22 protein-coding genes and 1 pseudogene are annotated in these 23,726 nt (G+C 71.2%); 7 read left to right on the forward strand and 16 right to left on the reverse strand.

The window, feature by feature from the left end; all coding sequences use genetic code 11:
- Positions 1-13: 13 nt before the first annotated feature.
- The 4 genes and pseudogenes from polA to FHG71_RS02095 form a co-directional block, all read right to left on the reverse strand.
- Positions 14-2,824: a DNA polymerase I gene (gene polA, locus FHG71_RS02080; RefSeq protein ID WP_139079932.1), complete on the reverse strand. Its 2,811-nt coding sequence runs from the start codon at positions 2,822-2,824 to the stop codon at positions 14-16.
- Positions 2,825-3,021: 197 nt separating this feature from the next.
- Positions 3,022-3,210, reverse strand: a pseudogene (locus tag FHG71_RS24160) (zinc-finger domain-containing protein); the annotation flags it as partial.
- An 81-nt stretch (positions 3,211-3,291) separates the two neighbouring features.
- A complete protein-coding gene (locus tag FHG71_RS02090; RefSeq protein WP_139079933.1) occupies positions 3,292-3,588 on the reverse strand; it encodes a YciI family protein in 297 nt (98 codons plus the stop codon).
- An 8-nt stretch (positions 3,589-3,596) separates the two neighbouring features.
- On the reverse strand, positions 3,597-3,959 hold the full coding sequence (locus FHG71_RS02095; RefSeq protein WP_139079934.1) for an HIT domain-containing protein: 363 nt from the start codon (positions 3,957-3,959) through the stop codon (positions 3,597-3,599).
- Positions 3,960-4,271: 312 nt separating this feature from the next.
- Here FHG71_RS02095 and FHG71_RS02100 point away from each other — a divergent pair, with 312 nt between their 5' ends.
- Entirely contained in the window at positions 4,272-5,126 is an 855-nt protein-coding gene (locus FHG71_RS02100) for a sugar transferase (protein ID WP_425467314.1), read from the forward strand.
- 7 nt (positions 5,127-5,133) lie between these two features.
- Here FHG71_RS02100 and galE read toward each other — a convergent pair whose 3' ends face one another.
- From galE to FHG71_RS02130, 6 genes are all read right to left on the reverse strand, one after another.
- Positions 5,134-6,150 carry a UDP-glucose 4-epimerase GalE gene (galE, locus tag FHG71_RS02105; protein WP_139079935.1) on the reverse strand — a complete coding sequence of 339 codons (1,017 nt, stop codon included), beginning with the start codon at positions 6,148-6,150 and terminating at the stop codon, positions 5,134-5,136.
- 69 nt (positions 6,151-6,219) lie between these two features.
- Positions 6,220-8,226, reverse strand: coding sequence for a hydantoinase/oxoprolinase family protein (locus FHG71_RS02110; RefSeq protein ID WP_139079936.1), 2,007 nt, complete (start codon positions 8,224-8,226; stop codon positions 6,220-6,222).
- 116 nt (positions 8,227-8,342) lie between these two features.
- Positions 8,343-9,329: an ABC transporter substrate-binding protein gene (locus FHG71_RS02115; RefSeq protein WP_139079937.1), complete on the reverse strand. Its 987-nt coding sequence runs from the start codon at positions 9,327-9,329 to the stop codon at positions 8,343-8,345.
- A gap of 22 nt (positions 9,330-9,351) precedes the next feature.
- Positions 9,352-10,197: an ABC transporter permease gene (locus tag FHG71_RS02120; RefSeq protein WP_139079938.1), complete on the reverse strand. Its 846-nt coding sequence runs from the start codon at positions 10,195-10,197 to the stop codon at positions 9,352-9,354.
- A complete protein-coding gene (locus FHG71_RS02125) occupies positions 10,194-11,144 on the reverse strand; it encodes an ABC transporter permease (RefSeq protein ID WP_139079939.1) in 951 nt (316 codons plus the stop codon). The genes FHG71_RS02120 and FHG71_RS02125 overlap by 4 nt, the downstream gene beginning before the upstream one ends.
- Positions 11,144-11,977: an ABC transporter ATP-binding protein gene (locus FHG71_RS02130; RefSeq protein ID WP_176559239.1), complete on the reverse strand. Its 834-nt coding sequence runs from the start codon at positions 11,975-11,977 to the stop codon at positions 11,144-11,146. The genes FHG71_RS02125 and FHG71_RS02130 overlap by 1 nt, the downstream gene beginning before the upstream one ends.
- On the opposite strand from FHG71_RS02130, the gene FHG71_RS02135 reads away from it, so the two are divergent.
- Positions 11,976-12,374: a cupin domain-containing protein gene (locus FHG71_RS02135; protein WP_139079940.1), complete on the forward strand. Its 399-nt coding sequence runs from the start codon at positions 11,976-11,978 to the stop codon at positions 12,372-12,374. The two genes, FHG71_RS02130 and FHG71_RS02135, sit on opposite strands and share 2 nt — an antisense overlap.
- A gap of 5 nt (positions 12,375-12,379) precedes the next feature.
- On the opposite strand, the gene hydA is transcribed toward FHG71_RS02135, so the two are convergent.
- The 3 genes from hydA to FHG71_RS02150 all read right to left on the reverse strand — a co-directional run bounded on the left by hydA (position 12,380) and on the right by FHG71_RS02150 (position 15,654).
- A complete protein-coding gene (gene hydA, locus FHG71_RS02140) occupies positions 12,380-13,834 on the reverse strand; it encodes a dihydropyrimidinase (protein ID WP_139079941.1) in 1,455 nt (484 codons plus the stop codon).
- Between the two features lie 45 nt (positions 13,835-13,879).
- Positions 13,880-14,320 carry a hypothetical protein gene (locus FHG71_RS23340; protein WP_176559240.1) on the reverse strand — a complete coding sequence of 147 codons (441 nt, stop codon included), beginning with the start codon at positions 14,318-14,320 and terminating at the stop codon, positions 13,880-13,882.
- An 83-nt stretch (positions 14,321-14,403) separates the two neighbouring features.
- Positions 14,404-15,654 carry a Zn-dependent hydrolase gene (locus tag FHG71_RS02150; RefSeq protein WP_139079942.1) on the reverse strand — a complete coding sequence of 417 codons (1,251 nt, stop codon included), beginning with the start codon at positions 15,652-15,654 and terminating at the stop codon, positions 14,404-14,406.
- Between the two features lie 196 nt (positions 15,655-15,850).
- Between FHG71_RS02150 and FHG71_RS02155 the strand changes: the two genes are divergently transcribed.
- The 3 genes from FHG71_RS02155 to FHG71_RS02165 all read left to right on the forward strand — a co-directional run bounded on the left by FHG71_RS02155 (position 15,851) and on the right by FHG71_RS02165 (position 19,723).
- Entirely contained in the window at positions 15,851-16,486 is a 636-nt protein-coding gene (locus tag FHG71_RS02155) for a TetR family transcriptional regulator C-terminal domain-containing protein (RefSeq protein WP_139079943.1), read from the forward strand.
- Between the two features lie 92 nt (positions 16,487-16,578).
- The gene (locus tag FHG71_RS02160; RefSeq protein WP_246045302.1) at positions 16,579-18,555 is read left to right on the forward strand and encodes a potassium transporter Kup; all 1,977 of its coding nucleotides are present in this window, start codon (positions 16,579-16,581) and stop codon (positions 18,553-18,555) included.
- Between the two features lie 10 nt (positions 18,556-18,565).
- Positions 18,566-19,723, forward strand: a complete 1,158-nt coding sequence (locus tag FHG71_RS02165; RefSeq protein ID WP_139079944.1) for a lytic murein transglycosylase — start codon at positions 18,566-18,568, stop codon at positions 19,721-19,723.
- Between the two features lies 1 nt (position 19,724).
- On the opposite strand, the gene FHG71_RS02170 is transcribed toward FHG71_RS02165, so the two are convergent.
- On the reverse strand, positions 19,725-20,498 hold the full coding sequence (locus FHG71_RS02170; protein ID WP_139079945.1) for an L-iditol 2-dehydrogenase: 774 nt from the start codon (positions 20,496-20,498) through the stop codon (positions 19,725-19,727).
- 78 nt (positions 20,499-20,576) lie between these two features.
- Complete coding sequence (locus FHG71_RS02175) at positions 20,577-20,780, reverse strand: DUF1127 domain-containing protein (protein WP_139079946.1); 204 nt, start codon at positions 20,778-20,780, stop codon at positions 20,577-20,579.
- A 624-nt stretch (positions 20,781-21,404) separates the two neighbouring features.
- Between FHG71_RS02175 and FHG71_RS24165 the strand changes: the two genes are divergently transcribed.
- Both FHG71_RS24165 and FHG71_RS23915 read left to right on the forward strand, forming a co-directional pair.
- Positions 21,405-21,644: an FGGY-family carbohydrate kinase gene (locus FHG71_RS24165; RefSeq protein WP_484335636.1), complete on the forward strand. Its 240-nt coding sequence runs from the start codon at positions 21,405-21,407 to the stop codon at positions 21,642-21,644.
- Positions 21,645-21,710: 66 nt separating this feature from the next.
- A complete protein-coding gene (locus FHG71_RS23915) occupies positions 21,711-21,884 on the forward strand; it encodes a hypothetical protein (RefSeq protein WP_218014005.1) in 174 nt (57 codons plus the stop codon).
- Here FHG71_RS23915 and FHG71_RS02185 read toward each other — a convergent pair.
- Positions 21,881-23,662, reverse strand: a complete 1,782-nt coding sequence (locus tag FHG71_RS02185; RefSeq protein WP_139079947.1) for an SLC13 family permease — start codon at positions 23,660-23,662, stop codon at positions 21,881-21,883. The two genes, FHG71_RS23915 and FHG71_RS02185, sit on opposite strands and share 4 nt — an antisense overlap.
- Between the last annotated feature and the right edge of the window lie 64 nt (positions 23,663-23,726).

Below are 23,726 nucleotides of genomic sequence, written 5' to 3' on the forward strand. Positions count from 1 at the left end.
GACCCGGCCGGGGCTAGTGCGCCTGCGCCCAGGTCTGGCCGGTGCCCGCCTCGACCTCCAGCGGCACCGAGAGCTTCACCGCCGGGTCGGGGGCGTTCACCATCACCGCGCGGGCGCGCTGGATCAGGTCCTCCTCGGCCCCCTTCTCCACCTCGAACAGGAGTTCGTCGTGGACCTGGAGGAGCATCTTGGCCGGGAGCCCCTCGATGGCGGGTTCCATGCGGATCATGGCGCGGCGGATGATGTCGGCGGCCGTGCCCTGGATCGGCGCGTTGATCGCGGCGCGGCGGGCGAAGGCGGCGCCGGGGCCCTTGGCGTTGATCTCGGGCGTGTGGATCTTGCGGCCGAAGAGGGTCTGGACGTGGCCCGCCTCCTTGGCGCCCTTCACCACGGCGTCCATGTAGGCCTTGATGCCCGGGAACTTGACGAAGTAGGCGTCGATGAACTGCTGCGCCTGGTCCTTGGGGATGCGGAGGTTGCGCGCGAGGCCGAAGCCCGAGATTCCGTAGATGATGCCGAAGTTGATGGCCTTGGCCCGGCGGCGCAGCTCGGAGGTCATCTGGTCCAGCGGCACGCCGAACATCTCGGACGCGGTGATGGCGTGGATGTCCTGGCCGTCGCGGAAGGCGGCCTTCATCTCGGGCAGGTCGGCCATGTGGGCGAGGAGCCGCAGCTCGATCTGCGAATAGTCGAGCGAGACGAGGATCTTGCCTTGCTCCGCGACGAAGGCCTCGCGAATGCGGCGGCCTTCCTCGGTCCTCACGGGGATGTTCTGGAGGTTGGGGTCGGTCGAGGCGAGGCGGCCGGTGTTGGCGCCCGCGATGGAGTAGGAGGTGTGGACGCGGCCCGTGTCGGGGTTGATCGCGGTCTGGAGCGCGTCGGTGTAGGTGCTTTTCAGCTTGGAGACCTGCCGCCAGTCCAGCACCTTGCCGGGCAGCGGGTGCACGGTGGACAGGTCCTCCAGCACGTTGACGTCGGTGCCATAGGCGCCGGTCTTGCCCTTGACCCCGCCAGGCAGCTTCAGCTCGTCGAAGAGGAGTTCGCCGAGCTGCTTGGGGCTCCCGAGGTTGAAGGGGCGGCCCGCCATCTCCTGCACCTCGGCCTCCAGTTGGGCCATCTTCTGCGCGAAGGCGCCGGACATGCGCGAGAGCGTGTCGCGGTCCACCTTGACCCCCGCCATCTCCATGTGGGCCAGGACGGGAACGAGGGGGCGCTCCAGCGTCTCGTAGACGGTCGTGACCTGCACCTGATGCAGGCGGGGCCGCAGCGCGAGCCAGAGGCGCAGCGTCACGTCGGCGTCCTCGGCGGCGTAGGGGGTCGCCTTTTCGATCGTCACGCGGTCGAAGGTGACTTGGCTCTTGCCTGTGCCGATCAGTTCCTTGATCGGGATGGGGAGGTGGCCGAGGTAGCGCTCCGACAGCTCGTCCATGCCGTGGTTGTGCAGGCCGCCGTGGAGCGCGTAGCTCAGGAGCATCGTGTCGTCATGGGGGCGGATCTCGATCCCGTGGCGGGCGAGGACCTTCCAGTCGTACTTGATGTTCTGGCCGATCTTGAGGATGTCGTCGGCCTCCAGCACCGGCTTCAGCGCGTCCAGCACCTCCTGCAGCGGAAGCTGGCCCTCGGCGAGGGCGTCGCCCCCGAAGAGGTCGGCGGTGGGCGAGGACTTGTGACCCACGGGAATGTAGCAGGCGACGTTGGGCGCGGTGGCGAGGGAGATGCCCGCCAGTTCCGCCACCATCTCGTTGAGCGAGGTCGTCTCCGTGTCCACGGCGACGCGGCCCGCCTCGTGGATGCGGGCGATCCACTGGTCCAGTTGCTCGCGCGTGCGGACGGTCTCGTAGGCGGCGCGGTCGATGGGGGGCAGGTCCGTGGCCTCGGGCGCGGCGGGGGCCTCGCGCCGCATCTGGCCCGCGTCCTCGGGAACGGCGGGGGCGTCCACGCCGAGCCGCTGGGCAACCTTCTTGGACAGCGAGCGGAACTCCATCCGGCCCAGGAAGTCGAGGATCGTGGCCGGATCGGGGTCGCGGACCTCCAGCGAATCGAGGTCGAAGTCGAGCGGCATGTCGCAGTGGAGCGTCACGAGGTCCCGCGACAGGCGCACCTGGTCGGCGAAGTCGATCAGCGTCTGGCGGCGCTTGGCCTGCTTGATCTCGGGCGCGCGGGCGAGGAGCGTGTCGAGGTCGCCATATTCCTGGATCAGTTGCGCGGCGGTCTTGGCGCCGATGCCGGGGGCGCCGGGGACGTTGTCCACCGCGTCGCCCATCAGCGCCTGCACGTCCACGACGCGTTCGGGGTAGACGCCGAACTTCTCGAACACGCCCTCGCGGTCGATGCGCTTGTTCTTCATGGGGTCGAGCATCTCGACCCCGTCGCCCACGAGTTGCATCAGGTCCTTGTCGGAGCTGACGATGGTCACGCGCCCGCCCGCGTCCCGCGCCTTGCAGGCGGCGGTGGCGATGATGTCGTCAGCCTCAAAGCCCTCGATCTCGTGGCAGGAGATGCCGAAGGCGCGCGTCGCCTCGCGCGTGAGGGGGAACTGGGGGGCCAGGTCCTCGGGCGGCGGCGGGCGGTGGGCCTTGTACTCGCCGTAGAGATCGTTGCGGAAGGATTTCGACGAGAAGTCGAAGATCACCGCGACGTGGGTCGCGGCGTCCGCGCCGGTGTTGTTCTCGATGTAGCGGAGCAGCATGTTGCAGAAGCCCGCGACCGCGCCCACGGGCAGCCCGTCCGACTTCCGCGTGAGCGGCGGGAGCGCGTGATAGGCCCGGAAGATGAAGGCCGAGCCGTCGATCAGGTGCAGGTGGCACCCCTTGCCGAACGCCATGGACGCCCCGCCCCCCTTCATTCGCTGTGGGTCTGGCCCGCGTCGCCGTCGTTGCCCCGCAGGGGCCCGTCGGTGCCGTCGCCCGGCTGCTTGCCCAGGACATCGCCGCGCAGGTCGGCGGGCTGGGCGTGGTCCGCCAGCCCCGGAGTCGCCTCGTGGGGGTGGCGCGCGGTCTCCTCGGCCCGCTGGAGGGCCTCCTGGTGGATGAAGCGGGCGTCGCAGTAGCCGCAGTCGACGTAGCCCTGCTCGCGCCCGATCGTGTACCAGACGCGGGGATGGCCCAGCGCGCCCTCGCCCCCGTCGCAGGACACGTGCCAGGAGGTGACGACCTTCACCTCGGGCGGCGGCAGGCCGTCAGGCGCCGGGTGGTCGATGCGGCGGATCATGATCTGCGTGCTCATGGGCGGCTCCGTGGCTGGGTCGGCCCGTTCCTATACGAGCGCGGGGGCGGGGGGAAGGACAGGGCCCTATCTAGCCGGGCCGTCGAGCACGACCACGAAGGGATGCACCTCGACGGACACCAGCCCGCCGGCCACCGCGGGGTCCGCCTGCGCGATGGCGCGGGCGGCGGCCTCGTCGGGCGCCTCGAAGACGCAGAGCCCGTAGTCGCCGTTCGCGGCGCGTCCGGCGTAGCGGACCACGCCCTCGGCCTGGAGCCGCTGGAGATGGGCGAAGTGGCGGCCCATCAGCTCCATCTCGGGCGGCTGGAGCGTCGCGGCGAAGTCGGGGCGCGGCGCCAGGATGCGATAGGCGAAGGTGGGCACGGGCCGCCTCAGCGCGACAGCATCGGCCCGAGCGGCGCGCCGCCCAGGATGTGGACGTGGAAATGCGGCACCTCCTGCCCTCCGATCTCGCGGGCGTTGGCGATGCAGCGGAAGCCGGGCTCCAGCTCGGGCATCCGGCAGACCTCGGCCACGGCCGCCATGAAGCCCGCCTGCTCGACGGCCGTGGCCTCGGCGGCGAAGTGGTCGAGGCTCATGTAGGGGCCCTTGGGAATCACCAGGATGTGGACCGGGGCCTGCGGGCGCACGTCGTGGAAGGCGAGCGCGGTCTCGTTCTCGAAGACCGTCCTGGCCGGGATCTCGCCCCTCAGGATGCGCGCGAAGACGTTGCCGGGGTCGTAGTCGAACTGCACGGGGCACCTCCTGAAGCGCGGGTCCCGGAGCGGGCCCTTCGGGCGCATCCTGACGGAGAGGCGCGGAGCGCGCCAGAGGGCTGCCGGTTCCCGACATCCGGGCAGCGCGGCGCGGAGGCCGGGCGGCCTGTGGCGGAGCCGCCACGTCCGCGATCTCGGTGACACCCCCACGTTTCGCCCGGAAGCCAATGCCGCTAAGCCTTTTGGAAGTCCGTTTCCCGACGGGCGGAGTTCAGCCGGCCCGCGCCGGCGCCAGGGTCGCGCGCCGCCACGGGGTTGATCCCATTCGCGTGAGGATTCTAGATGGGCCCCATGACGAACCTCGACCCCACCGTCCGGCCCGGCCAGGGCACCAGCCCGGCTGCGACCAGGCGCCTGCCGCGGCGACGCAGGGCGCAGGGGCCGGCCGCCATGCCGATCTCACCCGAAGGCAAGCCGGCGCCGATGCCGTTCAGCAAGCGGATGTTCGACGTGTCGGTGGCGCTGACGCTCCTGCTGCTGCTCTGGCCCGTGCTGGTCGGGACGATGCTCGTGCTGCTTTTGGCCGAGGGGCGGCCGGTCTTCTACCTGGGGGAACGCATGTGTTCTCCCACGCGGTCCTTCATGCAGATCAAGTTCCGCACGATGCGGGTGGGCGCCGACGCCGTGGGCGGGGTCACGGGGGGCGACAAGGCGGCCTCGATCTCGCCGCTCCACCGCATCCTGCGCCGCACGCGCGCCGACGAACTGCCGCAGCTCATCAACGTCTTGAAGGGCGACATGAGCCTCGTGGGGCCGCGCCCGCCGATGCGCTCCTATGTCGAGGCCTATCCCGAGATCTACGGGCCCGTGCTCCAGAGCCGGCCCGGCATCACGGGCCTGGCCACGCTGCGCTTCCACCAGCACGAGGAATGGCTGCTGGGCCGGTGCCGCACCCACCGCGAGACCGAGGCGGTCTATCGCCGCCGCTGCATCCCTCGCAAGGCGCGGCTCGACCTCATCTACCAGCGCCGCCGCACGCTGTGGTTCGACATCGCGCTCGTGTGCCAGACCGCCGGCAAGCCGTTCTGGCGGACCAAAGGCCGCAACGACTTCCCGCTGGCGCCGGTCGTGGCCCGGATCGAGCCGGCCGCCGCCTCGGCCGGGGTCGCGGTGCCGGTCCCCGCCGTCACCCACCCCGCCGAGTGAGGGCGCCTCAGCCCTCGCCGTAGCCCTGCGGGTTGGCGGACTGCCAGGCCCAGAGGCTCTGCACCATGTCGTCCACGCCGTAGCGTGCGGTCCAGTCCAGCTCGTGGTTGGCGCGGGACGCGTCGGCCCGCATCTCGGCGATGTCGCCGGGGCGGCGGGGATGGACCTCGAAGGGCAGGTCGCGCCCCACGGCCCGGTTGAAGGCCGCGAGCATCTCCTTGACCGAGATCCCCTGCCCCGTGCCGATGTTGTAGGGCCGCGCCCCGTCCAGCGTGAGGAGCCGGTCGAGCGCCGCCACATGGGCCCGGGCGAGGTCGGTCACGTGGATGTAGTCGCGGATGCCGGTGCCGTCGGGCGTGGGATAGTCGTCGCCCCAGATCCGCAGGGCGTCGCGCCGCCCCGTCGCCACCTGCGCGAGGAAGGGCATGAGGTTCTCCGGCACGCCGCGCGGGTCCTCGCCCATGCGGCCCGAGGCGTGCGCGCCCACGGGGTTGAAGTAGCGCAGCAGGATCGCCGCGCGGCCCTCCTCGGCCCCCGCCCAGTCGGTCAGGAGCCGTTCGGCCATGGCCTTGGTCTGGCCGTAGGTGTTGGTGGGCCGGATCGGGTGCGATTCGTCGAAGGGCAGGTAGTCGGGCTCGCCGTAGACGGTGGCGGAGGAGGAGAAGATGATCCGCCCGCAGCCCGCGGCCTCCATCGCGCGCAGGAGCGCCACGGTGCCCGCGAGGTTCACGTCGTAGTAGTCGGTCGGGCGCCTGGCGCTTTCGCCCACCGACTTGAGGCCGGCGAAGTGGATCACCGCGTCGGGGCGGAAGCGGGCGGCGGCGGCGGTGAGGCGCGCGGTGTCGCGGATGTCGGCTTCCTCGGTCTCGAACCAGCCGTTGGTCAGCTCGCGCACGCGGTCGAGCGCCTTGGGCGAGCTGTTGGCGAAGCTGTCCACGACCAGCGCCTCATGGCCCTGACCCAGGAGCTCGACCAGGGTGTGGCTGCCGATGTAGCCGGCGCCGCCGGTCACGAGAACGCGCATCTGTTGTCCTTTGGTTGATGAGCCGGGGGATAGCGACCGGCCGGGCGGGGCGGTTCCCGCCGGCCGGGATCAGGCACGGGCGAGCCGGGCGCGGCCCTGGGCGGTGACCCGCAGGCGGGCCTCGACGAAGACGCGCTGCCCTTCGATCTCGGCCTCGCGGCGGTCGAGGGCGTGGCGCAGCTCGACCTCGTCCGCCCCGGCGGCGCGGGCGCGGGTCGTGGCCTCGGCGTCGAGCGCCTGCGTCAGGGCGGCCAGGGCCTCGTCGGGGTCGGCGAAGCGCTGGGGGCCGGAGGGCAGATGGGCCACGAAGGCGCCGGGGGCGGGGCTCGTCACGGTGGCCTCGACGCTGCCGGCCACGCGGCCCACCACGGCGCCCACGGCGTTGGCGACCTCGGCGTGGTCGGGGATGGCGACGCGGGTGCCAAGGCGCAGGCCCACGGCCGGGTAATGGGTGCGCGCCGAGGCACCCAGCGCCACGACGGGGAGGTTCAGGGCGAGGCTGGTGCGGACAAGGCCCGCATGGCCGTCGAGCCCGGCCTGGGCGAGCGCGTGGCGGGCGAGCTTTTCGGGCTCGGCCCAGGGGCGGCTGTCCTCGGCGAAGGCCGCTTCGAGGAGCGCCAGCGCCGTCTGCTCGGTCACGCGGTCGAGGATGCGGCGGGCGAGCGCGGGCGCGTCGGGGGCGAGCCGGTCGCCCGCGCCGGTCGGGCGGCGCGCGAAGAGCGCGAGGGCCTTCTGCGCGGCCTCCCCGTCGAAATCGGCCTGGAGGTGGAGGACATGGGCGGCGTCGGTGGGGGTGACGGCCGAGATCATGGCCTGCCCGCGCGCGACGAGGCGGTTGAGGGCCGTGCCCTCGGGGCGGGACAGGACCGCCTGCGCGTAGGGCAGCGGTCCCGCGGCGAGGCGCGCGGCCACCGCCGATTCGCGCGCGTCGAGCCCCGGGGGCAGCGCGCCCGCCCAGAGCGGCAGGACGAAGCGTCCGGCGTCCTCGGGCACGCGGTCCTGCGCGAGCGCCGCGTCGAGGGCGCGATGGACCATCGCCCCGTGATCGCGGGCGAGCAGCGATACGGGGACGACGCGGCGGGGGCCGAGGTTGAGGTCGCCCGTGAGGCCGGGGAGGAGATGCACCTCCGAATCGCCCCCCAGGCCCCAGGTCCGCATGGCGACGGCCTCGACCATGGTGCGCCAGGGCCCGACGCGGGCGCCCTCGGGGTCGATCATGGGGCGGCCGTCGCGCAGGAGGCAGATGTCGGTCGTCGTGCCGCCGATGTCGGACACCAGGGCCAGCGGCTCCCGCGCGAGCCAGGCGGCGCCGGCGGCCGAGGCGGCGGGGCCCGAGAGGATCGTCTCGATGGGCTTCTCGTGCGCGACCGCCGCCGCCATGAGAGCGCCATCGCCGCGCACCACCATCAGCGGCGCGCGGATGCCCACGGCCCGCAGGTGCCCCTCGCAGGCGGCCACGAGCCGGTCGATGAGGCCGATCAGGCGGGCGTTCAGCAGCGCCGTCAGCGCCCGGCGCGGGCCGCCCAGCGCCGAGGACAGCTCGTGGGAGCAGGTGACGGGCAGGCCCGTGACGCGGCGGGCGAGGTCGCGGGCGGCGATCTCGTGCGCGGGGTTGCGGGTGGCGAAACGGGCGGCGACGGCGAGGCCGGTGAGCCCCTCGGGCAAGGCGCGCAGGGCCGTTTCGAGTCCGGCCATGTCCAGAGGAGCGACCTCGTTGCCGCCGTGGTCGTGGCCGCCCCGAAGGCGGATCAGGGGATCGCCGCGCAGCGCCTCGGGCAGGCCGTCGCGCCCGAGGTCGCCCTCGTCGAAGCCGATGGCGAGGAGGGCGGCGCGGCCCCCCTGCCCTTCCACCAGCGCGTTGGTGGCGAGCGTGGTGGACAGGGAGACGAGCGCCACCTGCGATGGCGCGACGCCCGCCTGCGCCAGAACCGCGTCGATGGCGGCGCCCACGCCGATCGACAGGTCGGGGCGCGAGGTCAGCGCCTTGGCCCGGGCGAGCACGCGCGTCTCGCCCTCGTCCAGCAGAGCGGCATCGGTGTAGGTGCCGCCGGTGTCGACGCCGAGAAGAACGGTCATGGGGGTGCGGGCTCCGGCGGAGGAAGGGCGTATTTGGGCCAAGTTGATGGGCAAGGGCCCCGGAACGGGAACGGGCGCGGAGGGAGGCCCCCGCGCCCGCTGGAAGGGTCAGGCGCTCACTGCGCCTTGGCGGCGTCCGTCACGGCGGCGGTCCAGGCGCCCTCGGGCGTCGCGCTGATGACGGGGGCCGAGCCGCCGGCCATCAGGGTCGCCACCGTCCGCTCGTAGGCGGCGGGGTCGAGCGCGGGGTCGGCGTCGGTGATGAGCTTGGCGATCTCGCCCATCATGCGGGTCTGGTGCTCGATGGTCTGGGCGCCGGTCTCGTCGTTGTCGAGGACGATCTGGGCGGCCTCCTCGGGGTTTTCCTTGGCCCATTCCCAGCCCCTCATGGAGGCGCGCACGAAGCGGGCCATCCTGTCGACGAAGGCCGGGTCCTGAAGGTTCTCCTCCAGCACGTAGAGGCCGTCCTCCAGGGTGGCGACGCCCTGGTCCTCGTACTTGAAGTTCACCAACTCCTCGGGCGTCACGCCCGCGTCGAGCACCTGGCCGTATTCGTTGTAGGTCATGGTGCTGATGCAGTCGGCCTGGCGCTGGATCAGCGGATCGACGTTGAAGCCCTGCTTCAGGACCTCGACCCCGTCCTCGTCCTTGCCGTCGGTGGCGACGCCGAGCTGGGACATCCAGGACAGGAAGGGATATTCGTTGCCCGAGAACCAGACGCCCAGCGTGTGGTTCGGGAAGTCCTCGGGGCTTTCGATGCCGGTGTCGGCCCAGCAGGTGAGCTGCATGCCCGAGGCGTCGAAGGGCTGGGCGATGTTGACGAGGGGCACCCCCGCCTCGCGCGCGGCGAGCGCCGCGGGCATCCATTCCACGATCACGTCGGCGCCGCCGCCCGCGATCACCTGCGTGGGCGCCACGTCCGGGCCGCCGGGCAGGATGGTGACGTCGAGGTTCTCCTCGTCGTAGAAGCCTTGCTCCTGGGCCGCGTAGTAGCCCGCGAACTGGGCCTGCGTCACCCACTTGAGCTGGAGCGTGACCGCGTCCTGGGCGAAGGCCGGAACGGCCAGCGTGCCCAGCGCCGAAGCCAGAAGCAGTTTCCTCATGTGTTCGTTCCCCTGTTGGTTGTTATGTGCGTTGCGACGGGTGCCAGAAGGTCACCCCCCGTTCGATGAGCGAGATGATGCCGTAGACGGCGCTGCCCGCAAGGGCCCCCACCAGGATCGCCGCCCAGACCATGTCGAGCTGCAGCGCCCCGTTCGAGGTCGAGATGCGGAAGCCGATCCCCTGCGTGGGCGAGCCGAAGAACTCGGCCACGATGGCGCCGATCATGGCGAGGGTGAAGGCGACCTTGAGGCCGTTGAAGACGAAGGGCATGGCGGCGGGCAGGCGCAGCTTGAACAGGGTGGGCCAGTAGCCCGCCCCGTAGGTCCGCATGAGGTCGCGCTGCATCTGCGTCGTGTCCTGCAGGCCCGCCACGGTGTTCACCAGCATGGGGAAGAAGACCATCAGGACCACGACGGCGGCCTTGGACTGCCAGCCGAAGCCGAACCACATCACCATGATGGGCGCGACGCCCACGATGGGCAGCGCGGCCATGAAGCTGCCCACCGGAAGGAGCCCGCGCCGCAGCACGTCGTAGCGGTCCACCAGCACCGCCACGACCAGCGCGGCGGCGACCCCGATGGCGAGGCCCGAGAGCGCGCCCTTGAGGATCGTCTGCACGAAGTCGCCCCACAGGATCGGCAGGTTGCCCGCGAAGGTCGCGCCGATGCGGCTGGGGGCCGGAAGGATCGCCGGGGGAACCTCCAGCCCGCGCACCAGCAGTTCCCAGACCAACAGCACGGTGGCGCCGAAGATCAGCGGCACGGCCGTGCGCACGACGGGGCTGCGATGGCGCCCCCCCCGCGTGAGCCAGCCATTGAGCGCCCAGGCCCCGATCCAGACGAGGATCGCGAGGATCACGAGCATCATGCGGGCACCCCCATGGCGCGCAGCGTGCGCCGCTCGAGCCAGCCCATGAGCCAGACGAGGAAGGCGGCCAGCACCGCCGCCATCAGCAGCGCGGCCCAGATCTGGGTGGTCTGGCCGTAGTAGCTGCCCGCCAGCATCCGGGCGCCCAGGCCTCCGCGCTGGACGGGCAGCTCGCCCACGATGGTGCCCACGAGCGCTGCCGCGATGGCGATCTTGAGCGAGGCGAAGAGATAAGGGACCGAGGCCGGCAGACGCAGCTTCCACAGCGTCTCGGCCTGGGTGGCGGACCAGGTGTGCATCTGGTCGAGCTGCATCCGGTCGGGCGCGCGCAGGCCCTTCACCATGCCGACCACCACCGGAAAGAAGGACAGGTAGGCCGAGATGACGGCCTTGGGCAGCAGGCCCTGCACGCCCACCGAGTTCATGACCACGATGATCATGGGGGCGAGGGCCACGATGGGGATGGTCTGGCTGATGACGGCCCAGGGCATCACGCTCATGTCCATCGCGCGGTTGTGGACGATGCCGATGGCGAGGAGCACCCCGGCCGCGGCCCCGATCAGGAAGCCCACGACCGTCGCGCCCAGCGTGACGCCCGCGTGATAGACCAGCGACCGGTTGGACAGCTCGCCCGTCTGAAAGAAGCCCCGGCGCCCGAAGACCTCCTCGCCGATGGTGCTGGCGTAAAGCTCCTGCGCGACCTGGTGCGGCGCGGGCAGGCGCGGGCGCTCCTGCGCCCAGCCGTTCAGCGCCACCGAGGGGTTGCGCAACGCCAGCGCCCAGGCGGAACGGTCCTGCCGCTCGGCGGCGGTGCCGCCCCAGACCTCGGCGCCGCCGCGCTCGGCCTCGGTCACGACCTCGCGGATGTTCATGGGGATGGCGGCCACGTACCAGAGCGCGAGGAGCGCCATCACCACCCAGAGGACAGGAAGGACCGCGCGCCGCATCACAGCTCCACGTGGCCCGCGCGCAGGCCTTCGCGCACGCGGTGGGCGATGGCCAGGAACTCGGGGGACTCGCGGATGTCGAGCGGGCGTTCGCGCGGGAGGGGCGAGTCGATCACGTCGGTGATGCGCCCAGGGCGCGGGGACATGACCACGATCTTGGTGGACAGGTACACCGCCTCGGGAATCGAGTGGGTGACGAAGAGCGTGGTCTTGCCCGTCCGCGCCCAGAGGTTCAGCACCTCCTCGTTCAGGCGGTCGCGCACGATCTCGTCCAGCGCCCCGAAGGGCTCGTCCATCAGGAGGATGTCGGCGTCGAAGGCCAGCGCGCGGGCGATGGAGGCGCGCTGCTGCATGCCCCCCGACAACTGCCAAGGGTATTTGCGCCCGAACCCCGCAAGGTCCACGAGCTTGAGCACCCGGTCCACGCGGGCGTCCTGCTCGGCGCGCGGGAAGCCCATGATCTCCAGCGGCAGGCGGATGTTGCCGGCGATGGTGCGCCAGGGATAGAGGCCCGCCGCCTGGAAGACGTAGCCGTAGGCGCGGGCGCGCCGCGCCTCGTCCGGGGTCAGGCCGTTGACGGTGAGCGTGCCCGAGGTGGGCGTCTCCAGCGCCGCCACGCAGCGCAGGAGCGTGGTCTTGCCGCAGCCCGAGGGGCCGATGAAGCTGACGAAGTCGCCCTTGGCGACCGAGAGCGACACGTCCTTGAGCGCCTGCACCGGCCCGTCGGCGGTCTGGAACACGAGGTTGAGGTCGCGCGCCGCGATGACGGGCGCGGAGGTCTGTGAGAGGCTGGCGGCCGCCATCTGGGTCGATCCATCGGGAGACATGTTCATGACCTCATGCCAGAAGATCGCGCCCGGCGCGACGGCCTACGCGGGAAAACAGGGGTTCGTGACCTTCGAGGGGATCGCGCGCGAAACGGTGGGCGCGCGGGGGGTGTGCATGCACCTGCTGACCGTCCCGCCCGGCGGCCGGGCCCAGGCCCACAAGCACGCGACCCATGAGACGGCGATCTACGTCCTGTCGGGCCGCGCGGTGACGTATTGGGGCGAGCGGCTGCAGCACCGGATCGAGACCGGCCCGGGCGAGATGCTCTACATCCCCGCCGACATGCCGCACCTCGCGGTGAACCCCGGCCCCGAGCCGGTGACGGCCGTGGTCGCCCGCACCGACCCGCACGAGCAGGAGAGCGTGGTGCTGCTGCCAGAACTCGACGCCCTCGTGCCCTGAACGCATCACACCCCGCTCGCCGGAACGCCCGTGCGCGTCACGGGACGAGGCGCGGTCAACTCCTTCCAGGTGCTCAGCGCCTTGGCGACCGGCTGGGCGCGGTCGCGGGCGACGAACTGGCCGTGGCCCTCGCGGGTGCGGACCTCGCCGTCGTGGATCGCGACAAAGCCGCGGGTGAGCGTGAAGCGGGGGAGGCCCTTCACCTCGTGGCCCTCGAAGACGTTGTAGTCGATGGCGCTCTGCTGGGCTTGGGCCGTGATCGTCTTGGTCTTCTCCGGGTCCCAGACCACGAGGTCGGCGTCGGCGCCCACCATCACCGCGCCCTTGCGGGGGTAGCAGCCCAGGATCTTGGCAATGTTGGTGGAGGTCACGGCCACGAACTCGTTGGGCGTCAGCCGCCCGGTGGCGACGCCGTGGGTCCAGAGCATCGGCATCCGGTCCTCCAGGCCCCCCGTGCCGTTCGGGATCTTGGTGAAGTCGTTCAGGCCGAAGCGCTTCTGTTCGGTCGTGAAGGCGCAGTGGTCGGTGGCGACGACCGAGAGCGAGCCGGACTGGAGGCCCGCCCAGAGCGAGTCCTGGTGCTTCCTGTCGCGGAAGGGCGGCGACATGACCCGGCGGGCGGCGTGGTCCCAGTCGGGATGGCGGTATTCGCTGTCGTCGAGCGTGAGGTGCTGGATCAAGGGCTCGCCCCAGACGCGCTTGCCTCCCGCGCGGGCGCGGCGGATGGCCTCGTGGGCGTCCTCGCTGCTGACGTGGACGACATAGAGCGGCACGCCCGCCATGTCTGCGATCATGATGGCGCGGTTGGTGGCCTCGCCCTCGACCTGCGGGGGGCGCGAGTAGGCGTGGGCCTCGGGGCCGCGATTGCCCTCTTCCAGCAGCTTGCGCTGGAGTTCCGCCACGACGTCGCCGTTTTCGGCGTGGACGAGGGCGATGCCGCCAAGCTCGCCCAGGCGGCGGAACGACGCGAAGAGCTCGTCGTCGTTCACCATCAGGGCGCCCTTGTAGGCCATGAAGTGCTTGAAGGTGGTGATGCCCTGGTCGAGCACCTTGGGGATGTCGTTCCAGACCTGCTCGCCCCACCAGGTCACGGCCATGTGGTAGGAGTAGTCGCAGTTGGCCCGGCCCGACTTGTTGTGCCACATCTGGAGGCCATCGAGCAGGCCCTGCCCCTGTCCCGGCAGCACGAAGTCCACCACCATCGTCGTGCCGCCCGCGAGCGCGGCGCGGGTGCCGCTCTCGAAGTCGTCCGAGGAGTAGGTGCCCATGAAGGGCATCTCCAGATGGGTGTGGGGGTCGATGCCGCCCGGCATGACAAGGCAGCCGGTGGCGTCGAGCACCTCGTCGCCCCGGAGGTCGGGGCCGATGTCGGCGATCCGGCCCCCTTCGATCAGGACGTCGGCCGGGTAGGAAAGGTCATGGGTGACGACGGTGCCGCCCTTGATCACTGTGCTGGCCATGATGTCCTGATCTCCCTGTTCTTCGTTCTGGGGTCGCCCGGCCGGTCAGGTCGGGTTCAGTGGCGCGAGCGGCGCGGGCGGCGCAACCGGGCCCGGCACCAGCGGCGGCGCGGTGTCGACGCCCGGCACCAGCGGCCCGGCTCCGATCGCGCCGCCGAGGTCGACGGTCTGCGGCACCGACGCCGCGGGCACGCCGCCGTCGCAGATCCGGGTGCCGTTCGCGTCCGTCAGCGGATAGCCCGAGGGCGGGTCCGTGACCTCGACCGAGACGAGGTAGCAGCCGTCGCCGTTGCGCAGCACGACCGAGGGCGGCACGCCGGCGGGCAGCGCGGCGAGGACCTCGGGCGGCAGCGGCTCGGGCGCGGGGGGCTCCTCGGGGGCGGGCCGGAAGAGGCCGGCAAGGCCCGCGTCGGTCCCCTGCCCTTCGGGCGTGGGGGCCGCGCAGGCGGCGAGAAGGGGCAGGAGGAGAAGGGTCAGACGTGTCATCGGCGCTCCGCGAGGCTGTTCGCGGCGGAGCCTAGCGCGCCGGTCCGGCGAGCGGGAGGCGTCCGGGGCGGGTTTTTCCGGCCTCACGCCACGACCTCGGCGGCGTCGAGCACCGCATGGAGCAGCACGTCCGTGCCCTTCTGCGCCCAGTCGGGAGTGATCTCCTCGGCCTCGTTGTGCGACAGGCCGTCCTTGCAGGGGCAGAAGATCATGACCGTGGGCGCCACGCGGGCGATCCAGCAGGCGTCGTGCCCCGCGCCCGAAACGATGTCGCGCCGCGAGTAGCCCAGGCGGTCGGCGGCGTCGCGCACGCTTTGGGCGAGGGCCGGGTCGAAGGTCACGGGGTCGAAATGGCCGACGGACTCGATCTCGATGCCCAGGCCCAGATCGGCGGCGATCCGGGGCGCCTCCTCCTCGATGCGGGCGCGCATCGCGTCGAGCTTGGCTTGGTGCGGCGAGCGGATGTCGATGGTGAAGACCGCGCGGCCGGGAATGACGTTGCGCGAGTTGGGCCAGACGTTCATGTGGCCCACCGCGCCCACGGCGTCGGGCTGGTGGTCCATGGCGGTGCGGTGGACCATCTCGATGATCCGCGCCATGCCGAGGCCCGCGTTGACGCGCATGGTCATGGGCGTGGAGCCGGTGTGCGCCTCGCGCCCCGTCAGGCGGACCTCCAGCCACCACAGGCCCTGGCCGTGGGTGACGACGCCGATCTCCTGGCCCTCGGCCTCCAGGATGGGGCCCTGCTCGATGTGAAGCTCGAACATGGAATGGATCCTGCGCGCGCCCACGGGCTCGTCGCCCACGAAGCCGATGCGGGCGAGTTCGTCGCCGAAGCGCTTCCCCTCAGCATCCGTGCGGTCGTAGGCATAATCCTGCGTGTGCAGGCCCGCGAAGACCCCGGAGGCCAGCATGGCGGGGGCGAAGCGGGTGCCCTCCTCGTTGGTCCAGTTAGCGAGCACGATGGGGCGGCGGGTGCGGATACCGGCGTCGTTGAGCGTGCGCAGGACCTCCAGGCCCCCCAGCACGCCCAGCACGCCGTCGTACTTGCCGCCCGTGGGCTGGGTGTCGAGGTGGCTGCCCATGTAGACGGGATCGAGGCCCGGGTCCTCGCCTTCGCGGCGGGCGAACATGTTGCCCATCGTGTCGAGGCCCATCGTGCAGCCCGCGGCCTCACACCAGCGCTGGAAGAGGCGGCGGCCCTCGGCGTCGGCATCGGTCAGCGTCTGGCGGTTATTGCCGCCTGCGATCCCCGGGCCGACCTTGGCCATCTCCATCAGGCTGTCCCACAGCCGCTCGCCCGAGATCCTCAGGTTGGCCCCGTTCGTGGGCATCGCGCCATCTCCCTGTCCGTGCGGCCTTCGGGGGGTGCCCCGCGGCCGGTCTTGATTTGACCAGGCGGTCAAAGCCACGCTAGCAAAGGGCGGACCCCAGTCAAGGATTTCGCGGGCGGAACGGTCATCTGCCGAAGAAACGGGCAAGGCGGCCGGGGGCTGCCACGGGCCTGACCACCGTGAGGACGTCATGAGCATGAGCAGCGAATCCGAGGGTCCCACCCGACCGCAGGGCGGGCGCACGCGCATCCAGGAGCGCAACCGCGCCGCTATCCTAGAAGCAGGGCTCGCGGTCTTCTCGGCGGCGGGGTTCTCGGGGGCGACGCTGGACCGCATCGCCAAGGAGGCGCGGCTATCCAAGCCCAACCTCCTCTACTACTTCCCCTCCAAGGAGGCCGTGCACCTCGCGCTGCTGGAAAACCTGCTGGACGCCTGGCTCGCGCCCTTGCGCGCGCTCGACCCCGAGGGCGATCCAGTGGAGGAGGTGCTGCTCTACGTGCGGCGCAAGCTGGACCTGTCGCGCGACTTCCCCCGCGAAAGCCGGCTCTTTGCCAACGAGGTGCTACGGGGGGCGCCGCACCTGTCGGACCTCCTGGGGGGAGAACTGAAGCGGCTGGTGGACGAGAAGGCCGCCGTGCTGGAGCGCTGGATGGAGGACGGGCGGCTCGCGCGCGTGCCGGCGCGGCACCTGGTCTTCTCGATCTGGGCGCTCACGCAGCACTACGCCGACTTCGACACCCAGGTGCGCGCCGTTCTGGGCGACGGCCACGACCCCTTCGCCGAGGCGGGGGACTACCTGGAGACGCTGTTCCGGCGGCTCCTGCGGCCCTGACGCGGGCGGAACCGGCCCGACCATCGCCGCATTGCAGAGGGCCGCGCCTCGCTATAATGAGGCATGCACGATTGGCAGGCCCCACGATGGCGATGAGCGACAGCGACGGACCGACGGGGGATGCCCTGGTGCATCAGGGCGACGGCCAGACGATGGGCGAATCCGCCTCGGCGGCGCAGACCCATGCGGCCCTGCCCACCCCCGGCCAGCACGGCACCGGCAGCCTGTGGAAGCTGACCCTAGGCTCGATCGGCGTGGTCTACGGCGACATCGGCACCTCGCCCATCTACGCCATGCGCGAGTCGCTCCATGCGGCCTCGCGCGACGGGCTGTCGCGCGCCGACGTCTACGGCGTGATTTCGCTCCTGATCTGGGCGCTGATCCTGATCGTCACCTTCAAGTACGTCGTGCTGATCCTGCGCGCCGACAACCGGGGCGAAGGGGGAACGCTGTCCCTGGTCGCCCTCGTCCAGCAGGCGCTGGAGAAGCGGCCCGTCTGGCTTCTGGCGTTGGGGATGGTGGGGATCTCGCTGTTCTTCGGGGACGCGATGATCACGCCCGCGATCTCGGTCCTGTCGGCGGTGGAGGGCCTGAACCTTATCACGCCGCGCTTCCAGACCTTCGTGATCCCCATCACGCTCGCGATCATCGCGGGGCTGTTCTTCGTCCAGCGCTGGGGCACCGGGGCGGTCTCGGCGCTGTTCGGGCCCATCACGGCGATCTGGTTCCTGACCATGGCCGTGCTGGGGCTGATGCATATCGGGGACGACATCTCGATCCTGCGGTCGCTCAACCCGGCCTATGCGGCGGGATTCCTGGTGAACAACGGCTTCGCCTCGCTGATCGTGCTGGGCTCGGTCTTCCTGGCCGTGACGGGGGCCGAGGCGCTCTACGCCGACTTGGGGCATTTCGGGCGCCGGCCCATCCGGCTGGCCTGGGTGGTGCTCGTGTGGCCCGCGCTCACGCTGAGCTACCTGGGCCAGGGGGCGCTGGTGCTCTCCAACCCCGCGATGGCCGAGAACCCGTTCTTCCTGCAGGCCCCCGAATGGGCGCTGCTGCCCCTGGTGATCCTGGCCACCATGGCCACGGTCATCGCCAGCCAGGCGGTGATCTCGGGCGCCTTCTCGATGATGAAGCAGGCGGTTCGCATGGGCCTGCTACCCCGGCTGGAGATCCTGCACACCTCCGAAAGCCAGGAGGGCCAGATCTACCTGCCCAAGGTGAACGCCATCCTGGCGGTGGGGGTGATCGTCCTGGTGCTGGTCTTCGGCTCGTCGTCGAACCTCGCCGCGGCCTACGGCATCGCGGTGAGCGGCGACATGGTCATCACCACGATCCTGGCCTCGCTGGTGCTGCTGCGCGCGTGGCGCTGGAACATGGGTCTCGTGGCGCTGGTCGTCGTGCCGGTCTTGGTGATCGAGGGGATCTTCCTGGGCGCCAACATCCTCAAGATCCCGGACGGGGGCTGGGTGCCCATCCTCTTCGCCGCGGCCATGGTGACGGTGATGTGGACCTGGGTGCGCGGCACCCGCCACGTCCAGACCAGCGCCCGGCGCGGCGCCACCGCCATCGAGGCGCTGATCGAGATGCTGGCTAAGTCGAGCCGGCTCCAGGAGGTGCCGGGGACGGCCGTGTTCCTGACCTCGGACCCCGACATCGCGCCCGCGGCGCTCATGCACAACATCAAGCACAACCACGTCCTGCACGAACGCAACATCATCGTCTACGTGCAGGCCGCCACCAAGCCCTTCGTGCCCGACGGGGACCGCATCAAGATCATCAAGCTGTCGGACCGTTTCACCCGCGTCGACATGACCTTCGGCTACATGGAGGAGACGAACGTCCCCCGGGCGCTGGCGCTGGCGCGAAAGCAGGGGGAGAAGTTCGACATCATGTCGACCTCGTTCTTCCTCAACCGCCGGACCTTCCGCACCTCGAAGACCCAGGGCCTGCCGGGGTGGCAGGAATCGCTCTACATCGCCATGTCCAAGTCGGCGGCCAACGCGACGGACTTCTACCGGCTCCCCACCAACCGGGTCATCGAGCTGGGCCAGCAGATCATCATCTGAAAGGACGCCCATGCGGCTCGTACTTCCTCTTCTCGTGGCGGGCCTGCCCGCGACCGCGCAGGACTGCGGCGGCGACTGGGGGGCGTTCCTCGAGGGGCTGAAAGCCGAGGCGGTGGCGCAGGGCGTGGCCCCGGAGGCCGCGGACGGGTTCCTGGCCGGCGCGCGCCAGAGCGCGGAGGTGCTGGCGCAGGACCGCGACCAGGGGCACTTCCAGGCGGACTTCATCGCCTTCTCGCGCCGGCTGATCTCGCAGGACCGGGTGGAGCGGGCGGCAGCCCTGTCGGAGCGGCACGACGCCACGTTCGACCGGATCGAGGCCGAGCTGGGCGTGCCTCGCGGCATCCTGCTGGCGTTCTGGGCCTTCGAGACGGACTTCGGCGCGGTGCAGGGCGACTACGACACGACCGACGCGCTGGTGACGCTGGCGCATGACTGCCGGAGGCCCGAGCTTTTCCGCCCTGAGGCGCTGGGGGCGATGCGGCTTTACGCCGAGGGGCGCTGGGACACGGACGTGACAGGCGCCTGGGCCGGCGAGATCGGGCAGGTTCAGATGCTGCCCCGCGACATCCTGGAGTTCGGCGCGGATGGCGACGGCGACGGGGTCGTGGACCTCAAGGAGTCGAGCGAGGACGCGCTCCTGTCGGGCGCCCGGATGCTGTCGGGGCTTGGGTGGCGCGCGGGCGAGCCCTGGCTGCAGGAGGTCACGGTGCCGGAGGGGCTCGATTGGGGCCAGACCGGGCTCGACAAGCCCCGGCCGGCCTCGGACTGGGCCGCGCTGGGGGTCGCCGCGCGGGAGGGCGAGCTGGCCGGGGGACTTCCAGCCGCGCTGGTGCTGCCGGTGGGGCGCAAGGGGCCCGCGTTCCTGGCCTACCCGAACTTCGGGCTGCTGACGGAGTGGAACCAGAGCCTGACCTACGTCCTCACGGCGGGCTACTTCGCCACCCGCATCATGGGAGCGCCCGTCTACGACGCGGGCGAGCCCGACCCGGCGCTGTCGGGCGAGGAAGTCGTCCGGCTTCAGGAGAAGCTGACGGCACGGGGCCATGACGTGGGCGAGGCCGACGGCATCCTCGGGGCCAAGACCCGCGCCGCCGTGCAGGCCGAGCAGGCGCGGCTGGGCCTTCCGGCCGACGCCTGGCCCACGCGCGAGCTTCTGGACGCGCTGTAGGTCAGCTCATCCAGTTGCCGCCATCGACGTTGAAGGTCTGCGCAACGATGTAGGCGGCCTCGTCCGAGGCGAGGAAGACGGCCATTCCGGCGAGGTCGTCGGGCACGCCCATACGGCCCGCAGGGACGGCCATGCCGACCTGCCGCTTCTTCTCGCCGGGGGCGAGCCCCTCGTGCCGGACGAAGAGCGCGTCCACATGGTCCCACATGTCGCTCTCGATCACGCCGGGGGCGATGGCGTTGACGTTGATCCGGTGGCGGATCAGGTCGAGCCCCGCCGACTGGGTGAGGCTGATGACGGCGGCCTTGGTGGCGCAGTAGACGGGCGAGAGGGACTCGCCGCGCCGCCCGGCCTGGGAGGCGAGATTGATGATCCGGCCCCCCTGCCCTTGCGCGATCATCGCACGGGCGGCAGCCTGAAGGGTGAAGAGCGTGCCCGCGACATTGACCGCGAAGAGCCGGTCGAAGCTGCCGCGCGTCATGTCGGGCACGGGCTCCATGTCGTAGACGCCGGCGTTGTTCACAAGGATGTCGAGCCGCCCCGTGCGCTCCAGCACGGCCGCGACCGCGGCGTCGATGCTGTTCTGGGTGGCCACGTCGAGGCGCAGGGGCCAGGCCGCAGAGCCGATGGCGGCGGCTGTGCGCTCGCAGGCGGCTACGTCGAGGTCGGCGATGGCAACGGTCGCGCCTTCGCGGGCGTAGGCACGGGCGATGGCGGCGCCAATGCCGCGCGCGCCCCCGGTGATGAGAGCCGAGCGGCCCATCAGGCGTTCCATGCCATCCCCTCCCCTGCGGCAGGCCCCAAGGGGCCCGGCCCGGCGGGGGTAGGAGTGGCGTCGCGGGCCGTCAAGGCGTCAGGCGCCGTAGGCGGCCTCGGTCGCGATCTCGGTGATCTGGGAGCGGTGCAGGCCGAGGTCGGCAAGCTCCCGGTCGGTGAGCTGGCCCAGTTCGCTCAGCGTCTGGCGGTAGGCGCGGTACTGGGCGACTCGCTGCCCGAGGGAGGCACGGAGGCTGGGACGGGCGGCGGCATAGGTGCGGTCGTAGGTGGTGGCGGCCATGATGGGCTCCTGATCATTGACGGACCCGCATGGGGCGGGCCGGGATGTAGCGCCGTGTTAGCGCTCTCGGGACGACAGATAGCCATATGCTGCACCTGCACAATGTCCGCTTGGACAAGGCCGCCATGCAGGAGGCGCATGATAAATTGTAAGGATTTTTTAACAGCTTAACCCTTAGGCTGATCGACTGCCGCATAGGCGAGGGAAGCGGTTGTCTCCTGGATGAAGGCGGTAGCAGGGCCCGTCGCGCGACGCGCCTGACGGACTAGGGGGCGGCATCGGCGAAAGGGCGAAGGGCCGGCTCGGGCTGGGACCGCAGGCCCTTTGGAGGAGGACGAGCTTGGCCGAATGTCTGGGCTGCCGACAGCGGCACCGAGAGCCTGCGTGCGCGGATCTTTGACCTGTCAGAGCGCTAGACAGGCGGTGCCCTGCGGGAGTTCGGCGTGACCGAGGCGCCGCTGCACGCGCCGGGCATCTGGAGACCCGCGACAACATCGTCAATCCGGGCCGCTGGATCGTGGAAAGAGGACAGACCTCCACGGCATCCATCGTCAACTGGCTGGGGCGGCTCACGGGGGTCTGTTCGACTTTGAGGACCTCAACCGCCGAGCCGCCGCCCTGCCTCTGGGGGACGAAGAGTTGATCGTGAAAGACTACTTCCAGCGCAACCGCACGCCCTACACCGATCCCCTCTCGCGCGGGGCCATCGTGGGGCTTACACTCGTCCAGGGGTTGCCGCACGTCGTTCGCGCGGTGATGAGGATTTCGGCTTCGAGACGCGCGATCCTCGATGCTTTTGGGCGCGCGCGCTACAAAAGTTCCAAGATTACCGTTGGTGGGGGCGCGGCGGCGCCGGACCTTTGACTGCGGGTCCGTGCCGACATCGCGGGGCTTCCCGCAAGCCGCGATGCGCCCTCGAAGGAGGCTGCCGTGCTGGGCGCGCACGGGGCCGGGCGGTTCGTCGGCGTCGACGAGATGACCGCCGCCACGGTCCGGCCTAGGCGGCGGGTCGAGCCCCTCGCGGCCAACGTCGCGCGCCATGGGCAGATCCCTCCGAAGTCCCTCGCGATCCATCCGGCGCTGAAGGGGGCGCCTAGGGACTAGGGCGTGCCCAGGCCCCAGATGGCGGCGATGAGGGGGGTGCCCACGACCACGACCAGGATCGAGAGCGGCAGGCCGAGTTTCCAGTAATCGCCGAAGCGGTAGCCGCCCGGGCCCATGACCAGCGTGTTGCACTGGTGGCCGATGGGGGTGAGGAAGTCGCAGGCCGCCCCCACCGCCACCGCCATCAGGAACGGGTCGGGGTTGAGGCCCAGCCGCTGGGCAAGGCTTGCGGCGATGGGGGCCATCACCAGCACGGTCGCCGCGTTGTTGAGGAAGGGGGTGACCGCCATGGCCAGCACGATCATCAGGCCCAAGGCGACGAGCGGCGGCACCGCCCCCGCGACCCGTTCGAGCCCCGCCGCGAGGAGGTCGGTGCCCCCCGTGGCCTCGATCGCGCCGCTGACCGGGATCAGGGCGGCCAGGAGCACGATCACCGACCACTCGATCGACTCGTAGGCCTCCTCCATCGTCATGATGCGCAGAAGCAGCACGAGCGCCGCCGCCCCTGCGAAGGCGACGGCCACGGGCACGAGGTGCAGGGCCACGAGGACCATGGCGGCGGCGAGGATGCCGATGGGCAGCCAACTCCGCTTGCGCCGGCCCAGGGCCACGTCGCGCTCGGACAGCGGCAGGATGCGCAGTTCGCCCAACGACTCGGCCAGCCGGTCGCGGGACGCCTTGAGGATCAGGACGTCGCCCACCTCCAGCCGCAGCCGGCGCAGGCGGCGGGTGAGGCGCTGGTTTCGGCGGCTCACGGCCAGAAGGCCGAGGCCGTGATGACGGCGGAGCCGCGCCTCGGCCGGAGTCTGGCCCACGAGCGGCGAGTCGGCCGTCACGACCCCCTCGGCCACGACGCTGTCCTCGGCCCCTTCGTCCTCGGCCACCTCCTCGCCGGCGAGGCGCAGGCGGGCGCGGGCGGTGACGCGTTCGAGGTCCTCGGGCTCGCCGGTGAGCAGGAGCACGTCCTCGGCCCGGATCTCCCAGTCGGGGCGGGGGACGTGGCGGCGGAAGCGCTCGCGGATCACGGTGGTGACCTTAACGCCGCCCTCGCCCAGCGCCTCGAGCTCGGCCACCGTGCGGCCGACGAAGGGCGAGCCCTCGGGCACGCGCGCCTCGGTGGCGTAGTCCTCGAGCGTGAAGGCGGCGTCCATGCCGCCGCCGCCCGTGCGGCGCGTATCGGGCAGGACGCGATAGGCGAAGGACAGGAAGACGAGGCCGGTCGCGGCGATGACGAGGCCCACGGGCGTGTAGTCGAACATCCCGAAGGGCTCGCCCGTGATGTCCTCGCGCACCTTGGAGACGAGGATGTTGGGCGAGGTGCCCACCATCGTCACGATGCCACCGATGAGCGAGCCAAAGGCCATGGGCATGAGAAGGAAGGACAGGGGCGTGCCTGTCCGGCGCGAGACCTGCGTCGCCACCGGCATCAGCATGGCAAGCGCGCCCACGTTCTTGGTGACCATGCTGAGGAGCGTGACCGCCCCGGCCATGACCGGGACCTGGGCCTGCGGCCCCCTCATGCGGCGCAGGAGCGGGCGCATCGCCGTCTCGACCGCGCCCGAACGCGCCACGGCGGCCGAGACGAGAAGCGCGGTGGCCACGATGATGACCACGTCGTCGCCGAAGCCCGAGAATGCCTCGTCAGCGGGGATGATGCCGAGGAGGACGCCCGCGACCAGGGCCAGCACCGCCACGAGGTCGTAGGGCAGACGCCCCCAGATGAACAGGCCGATGGTCACGGCCATCAGGCCGAAGGCGAGCGCTTGATCGAGGGTCACGGGGTCCACTGTCCTGGGTCGGGTCCGGGCCCCCGGAACCGCCCGGGGGGCGGGCCGGTTCCCT

Source organism: Rubellimicrobium roseum (assembly GCF_006152145.1).
GTDB lineage: Bacteria > Pseudomonadota > Alphaproteobacteria > Rhodobacterales > Rhodobacteraceae > Rubellimicrobium > Rubellimicrobium roseum.